The sequence below is a fragment of the Streptomyces sp. NPDC102283 genome, assembly GCF_044766265.1.
Taxonomy (GTDB): Bacteria; Actinomycetota; Actinomycetes; order Streptomycetales; family Streptomycetaceae; genus Streptomyces.
On record NZ_JBIWLQ010000003.1, the window covers coordinates 239316 to 257718 of the forward strand.

The window sequence follows — 18403 nt, forward strand, 5'->3', positions numbered from 1 at the left end:
GCGCCGACGCCGAAACCCCCGGCCGCCGGGCGGGCGCGTCGTCGGACGCGCCCGCTCCGGTGACCGGGGGCTCCGGCTTCGTACAGGAGAGGTCCGTAGGGGAGCGGGCTCAGAGCCCGTAGCGCTCCCGGGCCTCCTTGATCGCGGAGGCCGGGACCTCGCCGCGCCTGGCGAGCTGGGCCAGCGAGGCCACCACGATCGACTGGGCGTCGACGCCGAAGTGGCGGCGGGCCGCGGCGCGGGTGTCGGAGAGGCCGAAGCCGTCCGTGCCGAGCGAGGACCAGTCCTGCTCCACCCACTGGCTGATCTGGTCCGGGACCTGGCGCATCCAGTCGCTGACCGCGAGCACCGGGCCCGGCGCACCGGAGAGCGCCTGCGTCACGTACGGGACCCGCTGCTCACCGCGGAGCAGCGCCTCGTCGGCCTCCAGCGCGTCGCGGCGCAGCTCGCCCCACGAGGTGGCGGACCAGACGTCGGCCGTGACGCCCCAGTCGGCGGCCAGCAACTCCTGGGCCTCCAGGGCCCAGTGGATCGCCGTGCCGGAGGAGAGCAGCTGGATACGCGGCGCGTCCGCCTTGGCGGGCGTGCCCTCCTTGAAGCGGTACAGGCCCTTGACGATGCCCTCCTCGACGCCCTCGGGCATCGCGGGCTGGGGCTTCGGCTCGTTGTAGACCGTCAGGTAGTAGAAGACGTCCTCGGCCTCGGGGCCGTACATCCGGCGCAGGCCGTCCTTGACGATCACCGCGACCTCGTACGCGAACGCCGGGTCGTAGTTGAGCGAGGCCGGGTTGGTGGCCGCGATCAGGTGCGAGTGGCCGTCCGCGTGCTGGAGGCCCTCACCCGTCAGGGTCGTACGGCCCGCCGTCGCGCCGACGATGAAGCCCTTGCCGAGCTGGTCGGCGAGCTGCCACATCTGGTCGCCGGTCCGCTGCCAGCCGAACATCGAGTAGAAGATGTAGAACGGGATCATCGTCTCGCCGTGCGTCGCGTACGACGTGGCGGCGGCGATGAAGTCGGCCATGGACCCGGCCTCGGTGATCCCCTCGTTGAGGATCTGGCCGTCCTTGGCCTCCTTGTAGTACATCAGCTGGTCGCGGTCGACCGGGTCGTACGTCTGCCCCAGCGGCGAGTAGATGCCGGCGGACGGGAAGAGCGACTCCATACCGAAGGTACGGGCCTCGTCCGGGACGATCGGCACCCAGCGCTTGCCGGTCTCCTTGTCCCGCATCAGGTCCTTCACCAGGCGGACGAACGCCATGGTGGTGGCCATCTCCTGCTTGCCGGACCCCTTGTACAGGGCCTTGAACGCGCGCTCCTCGGGCTGCGGGAGCGGCGCGGAGGCGTGCATGCGGCGGGCCGGGGCCGGGCCGCCGAGGGCGGCGCGGCGCTCCTGGAGGTAGCGGACCTCGGGGGAGTCGGCGCCGGGGTGGCCGTAGGGGACGAGACCGTCCTCGAAGGCGCTGTCGGGGATCGGGAGACCGAGCAGCTCGCGCATGCCCTTGAACTCGTCGATCGACAGCTTCTTCATCTGGTGGTTGGCGTTCTTGGACTCGAAGCCCTTGCCGAGCGTGTAGCCCTTGACCGTCTGGGCCAGGATCACGGTCGGCGCGCCCTTGTGCTCGACGGCCGCCTTGTACGCCGCGTACACCTTGCGGGCCTCGTGGCCGCCGCGCGAGGTGTAGAAACACTCGCCGATCTTCGCGTCGGTCAGCAGCTTCGCCAGCTCGACGAGCGCGGGCTCGGCGCCGAAGAAGTGCTCGCGGATGTAGGCGACGTCGCGGGTGGCGTACGTCTGGAACTGCGCGTCCGGGACCTCCCGCAGGCGGCGCAGCAGCGCGCCCGTGGTGTCCAGCTGGAACAGCTCGTCCCAGGCGTTGCCCCAGAGCGTCTTGACGACGTTCCAGCCGGCCCCGCGGAACTGCGCCTCCAGCTCCTGGACCACGCGGAAGTTGGCGCGGACCGGGCCGTCGAGGCGCTGCAGGTTGCAGTTGATGACGAAGGTCAGGTTGTCGAGCTGCTCACGGGAGGCCAGCGCGAGGGCCGCCGTCGACTCGGGCTCGTCCATCTCGCCGTCGCCCAGGAAGGCCCAGACGTGCGAGTTGGCCGTGTCCTTGATGGTGCGGTTGGCCAGATAGCGGTTGAAGCGCGCCTGGTAGATGGCCGAGAGCGGGCCGAGGCCCATCGACACGGTGGGGAACTCCCACAGCCAGGGCAGCCGCCGCGGGTGCGGGTAGGACGGCAGACCATCGCCGCCCGTCTCCTGGCGGAAGTTGTCCAGCTGCCGCTCGTTGAGCCGGCCGTCGAGGAAGGCGCGGGCGTAGATGCCGGGGGAGGCGTGGCCCTGGATGTAGAGCTGGTCGCCGGAGCCGTCCCCCTCCTTGCCGCGGAAGAAGTGGTTGAAGCCGGTCTCGTAGAGCCAGGCCGCCGAGGCGAAGGTGGCGATGTGGCCGCCGACCCCGTACCGGGCGCCCCGGGTCACCATCGCGGCCGCGTTCCAGCGGTTCCACGCGGTGATCCTCGACTCCATCTCCAGGTCGCCGTCGAACTCGGGCTCGGCGGCGGTCGGGATGGAGTTGACGTAATCGGTCTCCAGCAGCTTGGGCAGCGCGAGACCGGCGCCCTCGGCGTGCTGCAGCGAGCGGCGCATCAGGTACGCGGCACGGTGCGGGCCGGCGGCCCGGGTGACGGCGTCCAGGGAGGCCGCCCATTCGGCGGTCTCCTCGGGGTCGCGGTCCGGGAGCTGGTCGAGCTCGCTCGGAAGCTTTCCTACGGGGTCGGTCATGATCGCCGCCTTCCGGGGAGGAGGGGGGTGGAGAAGGCCCTGGCTGGCAGGACAGGGCGATGGGGCCGGTGGGCCCGCGGATGAACTGTAAGGCGCTGATCGATGATCGATCAAAGGATTGAAGGCAAAACTTCTCGATATGGAGAAAAGTGGCATGGGGTGCCTCGAAAGAGGGCACGGAGTGACGCGAAATAGCGTGCAAATAGGGCGCTGACCTGCACGGAAGAGCAGGCTGGACGCCAGATGATCGGACCCCGCGGGAAGGTCGGGCGCGGTGCGCCGGGAAAGCTCACAGGCGCCGGGAAGGCTCAGGCGCGGGGCGCGCAGCCCAGCACGTGCGCCTTCACCAGGGCCCCGATCCCCGGGTCCTCGGCGAGGAACGCGTCGATGAGCGCCTGGTGCTCCTCCGCGTACGACTTCTGCACCGTGCCCAGCCAGCGGATCGACAGGGCCGTGAACACCTCGATGCCCAGCCCCTCCCAGGTGTGCAGCAGCACCGCGTTCCCGGCCGCCCGCACCAGCTCCCGGTGGAAGCCGACCGTGTGCCGCACCTGCGCCTCGCCGTCGGCCAGCCGGTCCGCCTCGTACAGCGCGGCCACGTGCGGGGCCAGCGCCGAGCAGTCCCGGCCGAGCCGCGGGGCCGCCAGCTCCGCCGCGATCTGCTCCAGGCCGGCCCGGACCGGGTAGCTCTCCTCCAGGTCGGCGGCGGTGAGGTTGCGGACCCGGACGCCCTTGTTGGGCGCCGACTCGATCAGCCGCAGTGTCTCCAGCTCGCGCAGCGCCTCGCGCACCGGCGTCTGACTGACCTCCAGCTCGGTGGCGATGCGACGCTCCACGATCCGCTCACCCGGCTTCCAGCGCCCGCTGACGATCCCCTCCACGATGTGCTCGCGGATCTGTTCGCGCAGCGAGTGGACGACGGGCGGGGTCATGGAGGGCTCCTTCAGGGCAGACCGGTGCTGCCTACATCATCACGACCCCACGGGGGCCGGTGGTGATTAGACAATACGGCGACGCCCCCGCCCGGATGAGTTCCGGACGAGGGCGTCGCTGGTGAGGCTGGTTACAGCAGGGGTGTTCAGAGGCCGAGCTCGACCTCGAACTCACCGGCCTCGAGGATCGCCTTGACCGACGTCAGGTAGCGGGCGGCGTCCGCGCCGTCCACCAGGCGGTGGTCGTAGGAGAGCGAGAGGTACGTCATGTCGCGCACCGCGATGGTCTCGCCGAGGTCCGGGTGGTCGATGACCACCGGGCGGCGGACCGTGGCACCGATGCCCAGGATGGCGGCCTGGTTCGGCGGCACGATGACCGTGTCGAACAGGGCGCCGCGCGAACCGGTGTTGCTGATGGTGAAGGTGGCGCCGGACATGTCGTCCGGCGTCAGGCCGCCACCGCGCGCCTTGCCCGCGAGCTCCGCGGTCTTCTTGGAGATGCCGGCGATGTTCAGGTCGCCCGCACCCTTGATGACCGGGGTCATCAGACCCTTCTCGGCGTCCACGGCGATGCCGATGTTCTCCGAGTCGAAGTACGTGATGGTGCCCTCGTCCTCGTTGATCCGGGCGTTGACGACCGGGTGGGCCTTCAGCGCCTGGGCCGCCGCCTTCACGAAGAACGGCATCGGGGACAGCTTGACGCCCTCACGGGCGGCGAAGGAGGCCTTCGCCTGGTTGCGCAGCTTCATCAGCTTGGTGATGTCGACCTCGAGGACCGAGGTCAGCTGGGCCTGCGAGTGCAGCGCCTTCATCATGTTCTCGCCGATGACCTTGCGCATGCGGGTCATCTTGACCGTCTGACCGCGCAGCGGGGACGTCTCCAGCTTCGGCGCCTTGGCGGCTGCGGGAGCAGCGGCCGGGGCCGGAGCGGCTGCGGCGGCCTTGGCCGCCTCCGCGGCGGCGACGACGTCCTGCTTGCGGATCCGGCCACCGACGCCGGTGCCCTTGACCGCGCTCAGGTCCACGTTGTTCTCGGACGCGAGCTTGCGGACCAGCGGCGTGACGTACGCGCCGTCGTCACCGGAGGGCGCGGCCGGGGCGGCCGGCGCCGGGGCGGCGGGGGCGGGCTGCGCCGGGGCGGCGGGAGCCGGAGCCGCAGGGGCTGCCGGAGCGGCGGGGGCCGGGGCGGGAGCCGCGGGGGCCTCCTGCTTCGGCTCCTCGGCCTTCGGTGCCTCTGCCTTCGGCTCTTCGGCCTTCGGTGCCTCTGCCTTCGGCTCTTCGGCCTTCGGTGCCTCTGCCTTCGGCTCTTCGGCCTTCGGTGCCTCTGCCTTCGGCTCCTCGGCCTTCGGCGCCTCGGCCTTCGGGGCCTCCTGGGCCGGGGCGGCGGGCTGCGCCGGAGCCGCGCCCGGGGCGCCGATGACGGCGAGCCTGGCGCCGACCTCGGCGGTCTCGTCCTCGCCGACCACGATCTCCAGCAGCACCCCGGCGACCGGGGCGGGGATCTCGGTGTCGACCTTGTCCGTGGAGACCTCCAGCAGCGGCTCGTCCTCGGCCACCTCCTCGCCGACCTCCTTGAGCCAGCGGGTGACGGTGCCCTCGGTGACGCTCTCGCCGAGCGCCGGGAGGGTGACGTCGGTGCCCTCGGCGGACGAACCACCGGTGGTCGCCTCGGCGGTCGGGGCCTGGGCCGGAGCCTCGGTCTCGGTCGACGGGGCGGTGGGCGCCTCCTCGGCCTGCGGGGCCGGGGTGGAGGCGGGCTCGGCGGCGGGGGCCTCGGCTGCCGGAGCCTCGGCCTCGGCCGGAGCGCCCGAGCCGTCGTCGATGACGGCCAGCTCGGCGCCGACCTCGACGGTCTCGTCCTCGGCGACCTTGATGGAGGCCAGAACACCGGACGCGGGGGCCGGGATCTCGGTGTCGACCTTGTCGGTCGAGACCTCGAGCAACGGCTCGTCGGCCTCGACGCGCTCGCCCTCGGCCTTCAGCCAACGGGTGACAGTGCCCTCGGTGACGCTCTCGCCGAGCGCCGGAAGGGTTACGGAAACCGACATGGTTTCAGTTGCTCCTTACGAAATTGCGGAAGTGGTCGGTCGTCGCGCCCGGGACCGGGGGATCAGTCGTGCGCGTGGAGAGGCTTGCCGGCCAGCGCCAGGTGAGCCTCGCCCATCGCCTCGTTCTGCGTCGGGTGTGCGTGGATGAGCTGGGCGACCTCGGAGGGCAGCGCCTCCCAGTTGTAGATCAGCTGTGCTTCGCCGACCTGCTCGCCCATGCGGTCGCCCACCATGTGGACGCCGACCACGGCACCGTCCTTGACCTGGACGAGCTTGATCTCGCCCGCGGTCTTGAGGATCTTGCTCTTGCCGTTGCCCGCGAGGTTGTACTTGAGGGCGACGACCTTGTCCGCGCCGTAGATCTCCTTGGCCTTGGCCTCGGTGATGCCGACGGAGGCGACCTCGGGGTGGCAGTACGTCACCTTGGGCACGCCGTCGTAGTCGATCGGGACGGTCTTGAGACCGGCCAGCCGCTCCGCCACCAGGATGCCCTCGGCGAAGCCGACGTGGGCGAGCTGGAGGGTCGGGACGAGGTCGCCCACGGCCGAGATCGTCGGGACGTTGGTCTGCATGTACTCGTCGACCAGGACATAGCCGCGGTCCATCGCGACGCCCTGCTCCTCGTAGCCCAGGCCCTGCGAGACCGGGCCGCGGCCGATGGCGACGAGCAGCAGCTCGGCCTCGAAGGTCTTGCCGTCGGCGAGCGTCACGCGGACGCCGTCCTCGGTGTACTCGGCCTTGTCGAAGAAGGTGCCGAGGTTGAACTTGATGCCGCGCTTGCGGAACGCGCGCTCAAGAAGCTTGGAGCTGTTCTCGTCCTCGACCGGGACGAGGTGCTTGAGGCCCTCGACGATGGTGATCTCGGTGCCGAAGGACTTCCACGCCGAGGCGAACTCGACGCCGATGACGCCGCCGCCCAGCACGATCGCGGACTTCGGGACGCGGTCCATCTTCAGCGCGTGGTCCGAGGAGATGATCCGGTTGCCGTCGATCTCCAGGCCGGGCAGCGACTTCGGCACGGAGCCGGTCGCCAGCAGCACGTGGCGGCCCTGGACGCGCTGGCCGTTCACGTCCACCGAGGTGGGGGAGGAGAGCTTGCCCTCGCCCTCGATGTAGTGGACCTTCCGCGAGGCGATGAGCCCCTGGAGACCCTTGTACAGGCCCGAGATCACCTCGTCCTTGTACTTGTTGACGGCCTCCATGTCGATGCCCTCGAAGGTCGCCTTCACGCCGAACTGGGCCGACTCGCGGGCCTGGTCCGCGATCTCGCCCGCGTGCAGCAGTGCCTTTGTGGGAATGCAGCCGTTGTGCAGGCAGGTGCCGCCGACCTTGCCCTTCTCGATCAGGGCGACGTCCAGGCCCAGCTGCGCTCCGCGCAGGGCCGCGGCGTAACCGCCACTGCCACCGCCGAGGATCACTAGGTCGAAAACGGTGCTGGCGTCGTTCGCCACGTCACGTCCTCCATGCATGTGCGCCGTACGCCGGGCCCCGTCGCTGGGGTGTGACCGGCCGGTCGGCTGGTGTGCGGCCGCTTTTGTCTTCGGCCCTGTGGTGGGGGCCCTGTCCTGCCGAGAACCCATCTTCGCACTTGTCGACGGTGGGCGGGACGCGGGGCCCGGGTCCGGAACGGATGATCGTCCCTTCCGGAGGGTTACTGCTGCGTAGATACCTGCGGATCAGGCCGGTGTTCGTCGAGAGCGAAACCCGCTCGCCCTCCGTCGCCCATGCGTCGCTCGCCCTCCGTCGCCCATGCGTCCTGTGCCGCTCATCCTTGCCGCTTCCGCTCGGAGAACACGTACGGCCCCGGACCTATGCCCGGGGCCGTACGCGACGGAAGGCGGGAACTCAGCCGAGATCGCCGTCGGCGGTGCGCTCGGCGAGCCGCACCAGGGTGCGGACCGCGGAGCCCGTGCCGCCCTTGGGCGTGTAGCCGTACGGCGCGCCCTCGTGGAAGGCCGGGCCCGCGATGTCCAGGTGCGCCCAGGCGATGCCCTCGCCCACGAACTCCTTCAGGAACAGGCCGGCCACCAGGCCGCCGCCCATCCGCTCGCCCATGTTGGCGATGTCGGCGGTGGGGGAGTCCATGCCCTTGCGCAGGTCGGCGGGGAGCGGCATCGGCCAGGAGGGCTCGCCGACCTCCTCGGCGATCTCGTGGATCGAGGTGCGGAAGGCGTCGTCGTTGGCCATCACACCGAAGGTGCGGTTGCCGAGCGCCAGCACCATCGCGCCGGTCAGGGTCGCCACGTCGACGATCGCGTCCGGCTTCTCCTCCGAGGCGCGGGTCAGCGCGTCGGCCAGGACGAGCCGGCCCTCGGCGTCGGTGTTGAGAACCTCGACGGTCTTGCCGCTGTACATGCGCAGCACGTCACCGGGGCGGGTGGCGTTGCCGGAGGGCATGTTCTCGGCCAGCGCCAGCCAGCCGGTGACGTTGACCTTCAGGCCCAGGCGGGCGGCCGAGACCACGGCGGCGAACACGGCGGCGGCGCCGGCCATGTCGCACTTCATCGTCTCGTTGTGGCCGGCCGGCTTGAGCGAGATGCCGCCCGAGTCGTAGGTGATGCCCTTGCCGACCAGGGCCAGGGTCTTCTCCGCCTTCGGGTGGGTGTAGGCGAGCTTCACCAGGCGCGGGCCGCGCTCGGCGCCCTGGCCGACGCCGAGGATGCCGCCGAAGCCGCCCTTGACCAGAGCCTTCTCGTCGAGGACCTGGACCTTGATGCCGTGCTCCTTGCCCGCGGCGGTGGCCACGGCGGCGAAGGACTCCGGGTACAGGTCGTTCGGCGGGGTGTTGATCAGGTCGCGGGCCCGGTTGATCTCCTCGACCAGGGCCAGGGCGCGCTCGACGGCCGCCTTGTAGGCCTTGTCGCGCGGCTTGGCGCCGAGCAGGGCCACCTCGGCGAGCGGCAGTTTCGGGCCACTGTCCTTGGACTTCGCGTCCTTGGGGGCCAGCTTGTTCTCGCCACCCTGGTAGGCGGTGAAGGCGTACGCGCCCAGGAGCGCGCCCTCCGCGACGGCTGCGGCGTCCTCGACGGAGGCGGCGGGCAGCGCGAAGCCGGCCTTCTTGGAGCCGTTCAGCGCACGGGCCGCGGTGCCCGCCGCGCGGCGCAGCGCCTCGGCGTCGTAGGCGTCCTCCTTGTCCGGGACCGGACCGAGGCCGACCGCGACGACGACCGGGGCCTTGAGACCGGACGCGGCGGGCAGCTTGGTCAGTTCGCCCTCGGCACCGGTGGCGCCCAGGGTCGCGAGGATGGCGGCGAGCTTTCCGTCGAACGCCTTGTCCACGGCCTCGGAGCCGGGCGCGAGGACCGGTCCCTTGACGCCCTTGGCGACGCCGACGACGAGTGCGTCGGCGCGCAGCGTCGCCGCACCGGCAGTGCTGAGAGTGAGAGCAGTCACGGTGGTGAAATCTCGCTTCCGTTGAGTTCGAGTTCGGTCGAGGGGTGGGCCGACCGTGCCCGGCGCATCGTAGACGCCCCGACGATGTGCCGGGAATGAGCCTACGCGCGCGGTTCCTGCTCCGTGACGGCGGCGGGCCGTTCCGGACTGCTACGGAGGTCGGTTCCGCCCGCCCCGGCGCTGCCGGGCCGTCAGGAACCCAGCGCCAGCGCCACCAGGGCCGCCGTCGCCGCGGTCTCCCCGACGCCCCCGAAGACGTCCCCGGTGACCCCGCCGAACCGCCGCACGCAGTGCCGCAGCAGCAGTTCGGCGGCGGCGAGCGCGCCGAGCACCGCGAGCGCGTGGTGCAGCGCCCCGTACGGGCCGAGCAGCGCGCCCGCCGACGCGCACAGCGCCACCGTCACCACCGCCGCGAGCACCGCCCACCCGGCCGGGACCGTGGACGCCACCACCGCGCCGAGCCCCTCCGGCCGGGCCGCCGGGACGCCCTGCCGGGACGCCAGGGTCAGCGCGAGGCGGGCGGCGACGCCCGCGACGACGGCACCGAGAGCACCGTGCGCCCACCCCTCCCCGTACAGCTCGAAGAGGACCGCGACCTGGGCCAGCAGCACCAGGAGGAGTGTGATGACACCGAACGGCCCAATGTCGGACTGCTTCATGATCCGCAGCGCGTCCTCGGCCGGCTTCCCGCTGCCGAGGCCGTCCGCCGTGTCCGCCAGACCGTCCAGGTGCAGCCCCCGGGTGAGGGCGGCGGGCACCGCGGCGGAGGCGACCGCGGCGAGCAGCGGCCCCGAGCCCGCCAGCAGCGACAGCGAGCCGAGGGCCCCGGCGAGCAGCCCCACGACGAGCCCGGCGAGCGGGGCGCAGAGCATTCCGGAGCGGGCGGTCGCGCGGTCCCAGCGGGTCACGCGGACGGGCAGCACGGTCAGGGTGCCGAAGGCGAAACGTATGCCGTGGCTGTTCAGGGAGGTCACCGCGCGCAGGCTAGCCGCTGGGCCCCGCCGATAGATTGGGTGAAACGCGCCAATCGCCGCGAAACCTGACGTAACGGGAGTGGGTGGCATGGGTCACTGGTGGCACGACAACATCGCGGAGCCGGGCAAGATGCCGTTGCTACTCGCGCTGGCCGCCTTCGTCCTGACCTTCGCGATCACCCGCACCATCACCCGCATGATCCGCGCAGGGAAGGGCCCGTTCCGCGACATCACCCCGGGCGGGGTGCACATCCACCACGTGGTGCCCGGGGTCGTGCTGACGGTGATCGGCGGATTCGGCGCGGTGGCCGGTGGGCGGCACGGCGTGGCCGCCGGGATCTGCGCGGTGATCTTCGGGGTGGGGGCCGGCCTGGTGCTGGACGAGTTCGCCCTGATCCTGCATCTGGACGACGTGTACTGGACCGAGGAGGGCCGCCGGAGCGTGGAGGTGGTCGTGCTGACCGTCTCGCTGGTGGGGCTGGTCCTGGCGGGCTTCTCGCCGCTCGGCGTCGACGACGTCACCGACGAGGAGGAACAGGGGAGGCTCAGCCTCATCACGACCTACGTGATCAACTTCTGCTTCGTCCTGATCACCCTGTTCAAGGGCAAGCTGCGGATGGCCGTGCTCGGCACCCTCGTCCCGTTCGTGGCCCTGGTCGGCGCGATCCGGCTGGCCCGCCCCGCCTCGCCCTGGGCCAGGCGCTTCTACCGCCACCGCCACCGGGCCCGCTCCCGGGCACTGCTGCGGGCCTACCACCACGACGTGCGCTGGGCCGGGCCGCGCCGGAGGTTCCAGGACCTCATCGGCGGCGCCCCGGACCGCGTCCCGTCGCCGCCCGCGCCCAGGTCCTGAACGCGCCGCCGCGTAGCGCCACTCTCGTACGCGACACACCACCAGGACGGCGGCGACGGCGGCCAGATGCTCACGGCCCGCCAGGTTGTCCTTGACGAGGACCTCCACCACCATCGCGAGGACCACCAGCGCGCCGGTGAACCGGGCCCGCCGCTGATGGCAGACGTACACCGCGAGTCCCACCACGGCCGCCGAAGGGCCGGTGTCCACCACCTGCGCGTCGGAGGAGGGCAGCCCGAGGAACGTCTCCGGCCCGAGCACGATGCCGATCCGCGCGTACAGCGTCCCCGCCAGCGTCGCGACGTACGCCACCGCGAGCGTGCGCCACCGCCCCAGACACACCTCCGCGACGCCGAACACCAGCAGGATCTGGGCCAGCGCGCCCCACACCGGCAGATCGAGCGCGGGCACGAACAGGGACAGCGGGGTACGCAGGAGGGCGAGCGGGAGCGGGTCCTCGGCCCGTACGGCTCCGAGGCTCTGCACCGGCCGGTAGCCCCAGGCCTGGTTCTGCGTCAGCTGGACGGCCGCGGTCAGCGCCACCGCGCTCGTCGTCAGCGCGAGCGCCCGCACACCGCGTCCGGCGAGGCCCCGCCGTACGGCCGTGGACAGCGGGCCCCACTCCCGTCCCCCCGCCCGGCGCAGGGCCCGGAGACGGCTCATCCGCTCTTCTCGAACAACAGCATGGAAGGGGTCCCCGGTCGGTCGGACGGACGGTACGCGGTGTCGGCGAGGACGCGCGCCGACACCGCGATCCCTCTCCAAGACGGACCGGGACATGGCGAAGTTGAGCGACACCCGAGTGATGCCGATCTCGTCCGCGTGGTGGGCCGGGGAGCCGGAAGCCTCAGACCCCGTCGAGGGCCGCCGCCTCCGACTCGGGCCCCGACTCCGCGTCCTGCGTATCGTCGCCGTCCTCGCCGTCCACGGCCTTCTCCGGTTCCCGCTCCGGCAGTTCGGCGGCCAGCGCCGCCGCCGCCTGTACCAGCGGCAGGGCCAGCAGCGCGCCGCTTCCCTCGCCCACCGTCACGCCGTGGTCCAGCAGCGGGGTCAGCGCCATCCGGTCCAGCGCCTTCGTCTGCGCGGGCTCACCGCTGACCTGGCCGGCCAGCCACCAGTCCGGCGCCCGGAACGCCGCCCGCTGCGCCACCAGCGCACAGGCCGCCGAGACGACCCCGTCCAGGATCACCGGCATCCGGCGCACCGCGCTCTGCAACAGGAAGCCCGTCATCGCCGCCAGATCCGCCCCGCCCGACGCCGCCAGCAGCTCCAGCTGGTCGCCGAGCACCGGCCTGGCCCGGCGCAGCGCGTCCCTGACCGCCGCGCACTTGCGCATCCACGCCAGGTCGTCGATGCCCGCACCGCCGCGACCGGTCACCACGGAGGCGTCCGTTCCGCAGAGCGCCGCGACGAGGGTCGCCGCCGCCGTGGTGCCGCCCACGCTGAGGTCGCCGAGCACCACCAGATCGGTGCCGGAATCCGCCTCCTCGTCGGCGATCGCCATGCCCAGGCGGACCGCCCGCTCGGCCTCCTCCGCGCTGATCGCGTCCTCGACGTCGATCCGCCCCGAACCCCGCCGCACCCGGTGCCGCACCACGGACTCGGGCAGCAGCTCCGGATCGCAGTCCAGGGAGACGTCCACGATCCGCATCGGCACCGAGAAGCGCCGTGCCAGCACCGCGACCGGGCTCGCCCCGTCGAGGGCGGACCGCACCAGCTCGTACGCGCTTCCCGCGGGCCGGCCCGAGACGCCCAGCTCCGCCACCCCGTGGTCACCGGCGAAGAGCACCAGACGCGGCTGCTCGACGGCTCTGACCGGCACGGACTGCTGCGCGGCGCTGAGCCACTCGCCCAGCTCGTCGAGCCGTCCGAGCGCCCCCGGGGGCACGGTCAGCCGCTCGCGCCGCTCCTCGGCATCGCGCCGCACACCCCCGTCGGGGCGTTGGATCAGGTCGGAGAAGTCGTCCAGGTTCACGGAGGTCTGCCTCGCGGGTCGTCACGTCGGGTCCGGTCCGGGGAAACCCGGCGGCGGGCCCCCAGGGCGTGTCCGGCGGATCAGGACCGGACAGGCCCCAGCCGGAACAGTACCGGTCGGCCCACCCCGGGAGCCGTGCCGCGAACCGGGAGAGGGCCGGCCGGCCGGGCGGCCCGCTCCGCCCCCGGCAACCTCCCTCACCCCCGCAGCACCAGCACCTGCCCCGCCACCACCAGCAGCACCTGCTCGCACTCGGCCGCCACCGCCGCGTTCAGCCGCCCCAGCTCGTCCCGGAACCGCCGCCCCGCCGACGTCGCCGGCACCACCCCGGACCCCACCTCGTTGGTCACCAGCACCACCGGCCGCCGGGTCCCGCGCACCGCGGCGACCAGCTCCACGACCCGCTCCCGCAACGCCGTCTCGCCGCCGTCGTGCCACCGCTCGTCCTCCCAGGCCTCCACCCGGTCCATCGCGTCGGTCAGCCACAGCGACAGGCAGTCGACCAGCAGCGGCGGCCCGTCCGCCCGCAGCAGCTCCGTGACCTCGCAGGTCTCCTCGGTCCGCCAGGCGCCGGGCCTGCGCTCCCGGTGCAGTCCGATCCGGGCCGCCCACTCCGGGTCCCCGTCGCGGCGGCCGCCGGTCGCCACGTACACCACGTCCGGAAACGTCTCCATGCGCTGCTCCGCCTCCAGCGACTTCCCCGACCGCGCGCCCCCCGTCACCAGCACCCGGCGCGGCACGTCCGGCACCGCGTGGTACTCGCCCACCACCAGCGTCGTCCCGTCCGGCACCGCCCGCGCACCGGCCGCCGCCAACCGCCGCTCCAGCGCCGGGCCCGGCGGGGCGTCGTGGTCCAGGTGGACCGCGATCACCTCGGTGGCCGGCCCGACCGCTCCGGCCGACCGCAGCCGGGCCACCGCGTCGGGCCGCCCGATCACATCGAGGACGACCGTGTCCAGGGGCCGGTCCAGCTGTTCGGGCAGGCCGGAGGGGGCGGCCCCCGGGGGCAGGTACAGCAGCCGCTCGCCCTCCGGGGCGGTCACCTCGTACCCGGTCCCCGGGGCGTCCATCGCCATCGCCCGCACCCGGTGCCCGCTGATCAGCGTCAGGACCTGGCCGTCCGGCACCCGTCCGGCCCGGGGCAGCAGGGCCGGCAGTTCGACGGCGGGCCCGTCGTGCGGGTGCGTCAGCAGCACCTGCCGGACCGCGCCCAGTGAACGCCCCGCACGGGCGGCGGCGAACACCGCCCCGGGGGTGAGGTCCAGCAGCAGCGCGTCGTCGACCAGCAGCGCCGTCGCGGCCCGCGCCCACGGGCCGCGGGCCGAGGCGCAGGCCGCGCAGGGACAGGAGGGGCGCGGCAGCCCCTCGGGGGCTCCGGTGCCGAGCAGAGTCAGTTCCACACCTTGATCCTCCCGTGTCCCCGCGCGAGGTGCGCGTCCGGCTACGCTTCGGGAAGCAACGTGACTGAAGGAGACTGGCATGGCGTGGACGTGGCGGTTCGAGAAGTCCGACGGTACGGAGACGGAGCCGGCGCTGCAGCCGGAGGAGTTCACCACCCAGGGCGACGCGGAGTCCTGGATCGGTGAGTTCTGGAAAGAACTCCTGGAGGGCGGCGCCGCACAGGTGACGCTCTTCGAGGACACCACCAAGATCTACGGCCCGATGAGCCTGAAGGCCGACAGCGCCTGACCGACGGACCGAAGCGGGCAGCGGAAGGGCGGGTGGTACGGGAAGGTTCCCGTACCACCCGCCCTTCGGCCGTCCCGCGCTCCCAGATCTCCCGAGCCCTCAGATCTCCCCGAGCGTGACCTCCGCCGTCCGGCTGTCGCCGTCGCGCGTGTACGTCACGGTCACCTTCTGACCGGGCTCGTCACCCGCCAGCGCCTCGGAGAGCGAGGTGATCGTGGTGACCTCGCTGTCCTCGATCCTCGTGATGGTGTCCCCGGGCTTCAGCCCCGCGTCGTCCGCCGCGCCGCCCCGGTCCACGCTGACCAGCGCGACCCCGGCGGGGCGGTAGTTGTCGTCGACGACCGTGCGGCCCGTGATGTTCAGCGCGGCCCGGCCCGAATCGGTGACCCTGCCGTCCTTGATGATCTGGTCGGCGACCGTCTTCACCATCGAGACGGGGATCGCGAAGCCGATGCCCGGAGCCGCGCTGTCACCCATCTGCGGGTCGGTCGCCGCGAGGGTCGGAATGCCGATCACCTCGCTGTCGAGGTTGACGAGCGCCCCGCCGCTGTTGCCCGGGTTGATCGCCGCGGACGTCTGCACCATGTTGGCGATCGTCGCGCCCGTGCCGCCGCCCGCCCGGCTCTCGCTCACGGTCCGGCCGAGCGCCGAGACGATGCCCTGGGTGACGCTGCTGGACAGGCCGAGCGGCGAGCCCATCGCCAGCACGATCTGCCCCACCTCGACCTTCTCCGCGTCGCCGAACTTCGCGGGCTTCAGCCCGTCCGGCACCTCGTCGAGCTTGATCACGGCCAGGTCCTGCTCCGGGTAGGAGGAGACCAGCGATGCGCTCAGCACCGCCTCCCCGGTGGCGACGCTGACCTTGAACGTCTTCTCGTCCCCGACGACATGGGCGTTGGTGACGATGTGCCCCTTGCCGTCGTAGACGACCCCGGAACCGAGTCCTTCCGAGGCGTCGATCTGCACCACCGACGGCAGGACGTCGTTGATCACGTCCTGGTAGGCGTTCTCCAGGTCGTCGGGGGCGCGCTTCACCGAACCCTGCGCCGTACCCGACGCACTGGCCTCGGGGGCCGGAGCCGCCGGACCCGTACCGGAGCAGCCGCCCGCCAGGGCGATGGCGCAGACGGCCGCGGACAGGGGAAGCAGCAGCCTGCGCGCCCGGCTGCGGGAGGGGGATACGTCCATATCCGGAGTCTGGGGCCCGCCCCGTTCGGGTGCCCGTGCTGATGGGCCGAACGGGCCTCCGTAACGCCTGCTCTAGCCGCGCACGCCGCACAGATGCAGCAGCGCCGCCACACCCCGGTAGGGGTCGGTCCGCCCTGCCCGGTCCTCCAGGGCCAGGACCCGCTCCAGCTCCTCGGCCGGCAGCTCCGCCCCGTCCGCCGCGTTGTCCGTGAAGACCCGCACCCCGTACCAGGCGTGCAGCGGCGCGGCGATGCCCGCGAGCGTGGCCCGCAGCGCGTCGAGCCGGTCGGCCCGCACGGTGAGGCCGAGGCGGTTGGTGTACGTGGCGGAGTCGAAGGCGGTCAGGGCCGCGCCGAAGTCGCCGGCCAGCCCCGGGCGCATCGCGAGCGCGTCCGCGTTCCTCACGAGGAGGGACAGCAGCCCGCCGGGGGCCAGCATCCGGGCGAGCCCCGCCAGCATCGGGTCGGGCTCCTCGACGTACATCAGGACGCCGTGGCACAGCACCACGTCGAAGCTGCCGGGCAGGAAGTGCACGCCGGTGTCCCGGCCGTCGCCCTCGATGAGCCTGACCCGCTCCCGGATGCCCTCGGGCTCGGTCGCCAGGGACTCACGGGCCGCCGTCAGCATCCCGGCGTCCGACTCCAGGCCGGTCACCGAGTGACCGGCCCGCGCCAGGCGCAGCGCCTGGGTCCCCTGGCCCATGCCGACGTCCAGGACGCGCAGCCGCTGCCCCACCGGGAACCGCCCGGCTATCTGCTCGTCCAGCTGCCGCGCGACGAGCTCCTGGCGGACCCGGTTGCGTACGCCGCCGAGACCTGCCAGCCACGCCGAGGAGACCCCGGTGAAGCCGGAGGCCTCCGTACTCAGGGCCGCTCTCCGCGCTTGACCTGCGGCTTCGGGAGCCGCAGTCGGCGCATCTGGAGCGTGCGCATCAGGCCGTACGCCACGGCTCCGCGCTTCGGCGTGTCCGGGAAGCGCTCGCGCAGCTGCTTCTTCAGGCGGATCGAGATACCGACCGAGTCGATCACGATGAGGATGATCACGCCGAGCCAGAGCATCAGGGAGATGCTCTGGATGTTCTGCACCTGGATCACGCTGAGGATCAGGATGATCACGGCGAGCGGCAGGAACCACTCGGCGATGCAGAAGCGCGAGTCCACGTAGTCGCGGACGAAGCGCCTGACCGGGCCCTTGTCGCGGACCGGGAGGTAGCGCTCGTCGCCCGACGCGAGCGCCTCGCGCTGTCGGGCCAGGTCGGTGCGCCGCGCTTCGCGCTGGCGCTTCATGGCCGCCTTGCGATCGGTCGGCGCACTGGACGCGGCGCGACGGCGCTGCGTCTGGGCCTCGCTGCGCTTGGGGGTGGGGCGACCCTTGGGAGCCTGCGGGTCGCGGGGCTGCTGGGAGAGGTCCGCCGTCACCTTGTCGGTGGGGGCCTTCTCTGTCTTGGCACGGCTACGGAACACAAAACCCAAGGGTACGGGGTCGGCGCGCGGGCCCGGAGACCCGGGCGGGAACGATCCGGCAACGGACGGCGTCCCCACATGTGTCCCGACGGGGCGATACGGGTGTCAACCGCCCGTTACCGCGTCCGTCACCAGAATGTTCCAGGGCCTCACCTACACCCTGGGCGGGAGTGTCCACGGGGTGCAGTCGTCCTTGGGGAGGACCACATCCGCGTCCGAACAGTGCGGTAATAGAGACAGGGCCCGTACTGTGGGTTCTATCGGGAGTGCTGGAGCTCAGTCCGTCAGAAGGGGGCGCGCGAAGCCCATGAGCGGTGTCATGAAGCGTATGGGGATGATCTTCCGCGCGAAGGCAAACAAGGCCCTTGACCGGGCCGAGGATCCGCGCGAGACCCTCGACTACTCGTACCAGAAGCAGCTGGAGCTGCTTCAGAAGGTGCGCCGCGGCGTCGCCGACGTGGCGACGTCCCGCAAGCGTCTGGAGCTGCAGCTGAACCAGCTGCAGGGCCAGTCGTCCAAGCTGGAGGACCAGGGCCGCAAGGCGCTGGCGCTGGGCCGCGAGGACCTGGCGCGCGAAGCGCTGTCCCGGCGCGCCGCCCTCCAGCAGCAGGTCACCGACCTGGAGACGCAGCACACCACGCTGCAGGGCGAGGAGGAGAAGCTCACCCTCGCGGCCCAGCGTCTCCAGGCCAAGGTCGACGCCTTCCGCACGAAGAAGGAGACCATCAAGGCCACCTACACGGCGGCCCAGGCCCAGACCCGGATCGGCGAGGCCTTCACCGGCATCTCCGAGGAGATGGGCGACGTGGGGCTCGCGATCCAGCGGGCCGAGGACAAGACGCAGCAGCTCCAGGCGCGGGCCGGCGCCATCGACGAGCTGCTCGCCTCCGGCGCCCTGGACGACCCGACCGGCACGGCGAAGGACGACATCGCCGCCGAGCTGGACCGGATCTCCGGCGGCACCGATGTGGAGCTGGAGCTGCAACGCATGAAGGCCGAGCTGGCCGGCGGCTCCTCGTCCTCGCAGCAGGCCATCGAGGGCGGCGCGCAGGACAGCGCACAGCAGTCGCAGCAGTCGTCCCCGCACAAGTTCGACAAGCAGTAAG

At 72.2% G+C, this 18403-nt stretch carries 14 protein-coding genes; 3 read left to right on the top strand and 11 right to left on the bottom strand.

Going from position 1 to position 18403, the window contains the following annotated elements; translation table 11 throughout:
- Positions 1-109: 109 nt before the first annotated feature.
- The 6 genes from aceE to ACIRJT_RS07905 all read right to left on the bottom strand — a co-directional run bounded on the left by aceE (position 110) and on the right by ACIRJT_RS07905 (position 10129).
- The gene (aceE, locus tag ACIRJT_RS07880; RefSeq protein ID WP_403905977.1) at positions 110-2782 is read right to left on the bottom strand and encodes a pyruvate dehydrogenase (acetyl-transferring), homodimeric type; all 2673 of its coding nucleotides are present in this window, start codon (positions 2780-2782) and stop codon (positions 110-112) included.
- A gap of 308 nt (positions 2783-3090) precedes the next feature.
- Positions 3091-3714 (bottom strand): GntR family transcriptional regulator, encoded by a 624-nt coding sequence (locus tag ACIRJT_RS07885; RefSeq protein WP_219609629.1) that lies wholly within the window; start codon positions 3712-3714, stop codon positions 3091-3093.
- A gap of 146 nt (positions 3715-3860) precedes the next feature.
- A complete protein-coding gene (gene sucB / locus ACIRJT_RS07890; RefSeq protein ID WP_403905981.1) occupies positions 3861-5762 on the bottom strand; it encodes a 2-oxoglutarate dehydrogenase, E2 component, dihydrolipoamide succinyltransferase in 1902 nt (633 codons plus the stop codon).
- Positions 5763-5824: 62 nt separating this feature from the next.
- Positions 5825-7213: a dihydrolipoyl dehydrogenase gene (gene lpdA / locus ACIRJT_RS07895; protein ID WP_007451187.1), complete on the bottom strand. Its 1389-nt coding sequence runs from the start codon at positions 7211-7213 to the stop codon at positions 5825-5827.
- 394 nt (positions 7214-7607) lie between these two features.
- Positions 7608-9155: a leucyl aminopeptidase gene (locus ACIRJT_RS07900; protein WP_403905984.1), complete on the bottom strand. Its 1548-nt coding sequence runs from the start codon at positions 9153-9155 to the stop codon at positions 7608-7610.
- A gap of 191 nt (positions 9156-9346) precedes the next feature.
- Entirely contained in the window at positions 9347-10129 is a 783-nt protein-coding gene (locus ACIRJT_RS07905) for an adenosylcobinamide-GDP ribazoletransferase (RefSeq protein ID WP_403905987.1), read from the bottom strand.
- Between the two features lie 88 nt (positions 10130-10217).
- On the opposite strand from ACIRJT_RS07905, the gene ACIRJT_RS07910 reads away from it, so the two are divergent.
- A complete protein-coding gene (locus ACIRJT_RS07910; protein WP_403905989.1) occupies positions 10218-10982 on the top strand; it encodes a hypothetical protein in 765 nt (254 codons plus the stop codon).
- A gap of 847 nt (positions 10983-11829) precedes the next feature.
- Here the strand turns inward: ACIRJT_RS07910 and cobT are convergent.
- Together cobT and ACIRJT_RS07920 are read right to left on the bottom strand one after the other, a co-directional pair.
- Positions 11830-12957 (bottom strand): nicotinate-nucleotide--dimethylbenzimidazole phosphoribosyltransferase, encoded by a 1128-nt coding sequence (gene cobT, locus ACIRJT_RS07915; RefSeq protein ID WP_403905991.1) that lies wholly within the window; start codon positions 12955-12957, stop codon positions 11830-11832.
- A 197-nt stretch (positions 12958-13154) separates the two neighbouring features.
- Entirely contained in the window at positions 13155-14357 is a 1203-nt protein-coding gene (locus tag ACIRJT_RS07920) for a bifunctional adenosylcobinamide kinase/adenosylcobinamide-phosphate guanylyltransferase (RefSeq protein ID WP_403905993.1), read from the bottom strand.
- A 79-nt stretch (positions 14358-14436) separates the two neighbouring features.
- Between ACIRJT_RS07920 and ACIRJT_RS07925 the strand changes: the two genes are divergently transcribed.
- Entirely contained in the window at positions 14437-14646 is a 210-nt protein-coding gene (locus tag ACIRJT_RS07925) for a hypothetical protein (RefSeq protein WP_018958100.1), read from the top strand.
- A 99-nt stretch (positions 14647-14745) separates the two neighbouring features.
- Here the strand turns inward: ACIRJT_RS07925 and ACIRJT_RS07930 are convergent, their stop codons facing one another.
- The 3 genes from ACIRJT_RS07930 to ACIRJT_RS07940 form a co-directional block, all read right to left on the bottom strand.
- The gene (locus tag ACIRJT_RS07930; RefSeq protein ID WP_403905995.1) at positions 14746-15834 is read right to left on the bottom strand and encodes a S1C family serine protease; all 1089 of its coding nucleotides are present in this window, start codon (positions 15832-15834) and stop codon (positions 14746-14748) included.
- Positions 15835-15906: 72 nt separating this feature from the next.
- Positions 15907-16599, bottom strand: coding sequence for a class I SAM-dependent methyltransferase (locus ACIRJT_RS07935; protein WP_403906565.1), 693 nt, complete (start codon positions 16597-16599; stop codon positions 15907-15909).
- A 98-nt stretch (positions 16600-16697) separates the two neighbouring features.
- The gene (locus ACIRJT_RS07940) at positions 16698-17297 is read right to left on the bottom strand and encodes a DUF3043 domain-containing protein (protein WP_403905998.1); all 600 of its coding nucleotides are present in this window, start codon (positions 17295-17297) and stop codon (positions 16698-16700) included.
- Positions 17298-17616: 319 nt separating this feature from the next.
- Here ACIRJT_RS07940 and ACIRJT_RS07945 point away from each other — a divergent pair, with 319 nt between their 5' ends.
- The gene (locus tag ACIRJT_RS07945; protein WP_403906000.1) at positions 17617-18402 is read left to right on the top strand and encodes a PspA/IM30 family protein; all 786 of its coding nucleotides are present in this window, start codon (positions 17617-17619) and stop codon (positions 18400-18402) included.
- Position 18403 lies beyond the last annotated feature (1 nt).

Coding starts and splice junctions, on each gene's coding strand:
- aceE (WP_403905977.1), bottom strand. CDS start 2,782: ATGACCGACCCCGTAGGAAAGCTTCCGAGCGAGCTCGACCAGCTCCCG.
- ACIRJT_RS07885 (WP_219609629.1), bottom strand. CDS start 3,714: ATGACCCCGCCCGTCGTCCACTCGCTGCGCGAACAGATCCGCGAGCAC.
- sucB (WP_403905981.1), bottom strand. CDS start 5,762: ATGTCGGTTTCCGTAACCCTTCCGGCGCTCGGCGAGAGCGTCACCGAG.
- ACIRJT_RS07910 (WP_403905989.1), top strand. CDS start 10,218: ATGGGTCACTGGTGGCACGACAACATCGCGGAGCCGGGCAAGATGCCG.
- ACIRJT_RS07925 (WP_018958100.1), top strand. CDS start 14,437: ATGGCGTGGACGTGGCGGTTCGAGAAGTCCGACGGTACGGAGACGGAG.
- ACIRJT_RS07930 (WP_403905995.1), bottom strand. CDS start 15,834: ATGGACGTATCCCCCTCCCGCAGCCGGGCGCGCAGGCTGCTGCTTCCC.
- ACIRJT_RS07945 (WP_403906000.1), top strand. CDS start 17,617: ATGAAGCGTATGGGGATGATCTTCCGCGCGAAGGCAAACAAGGCCCTT.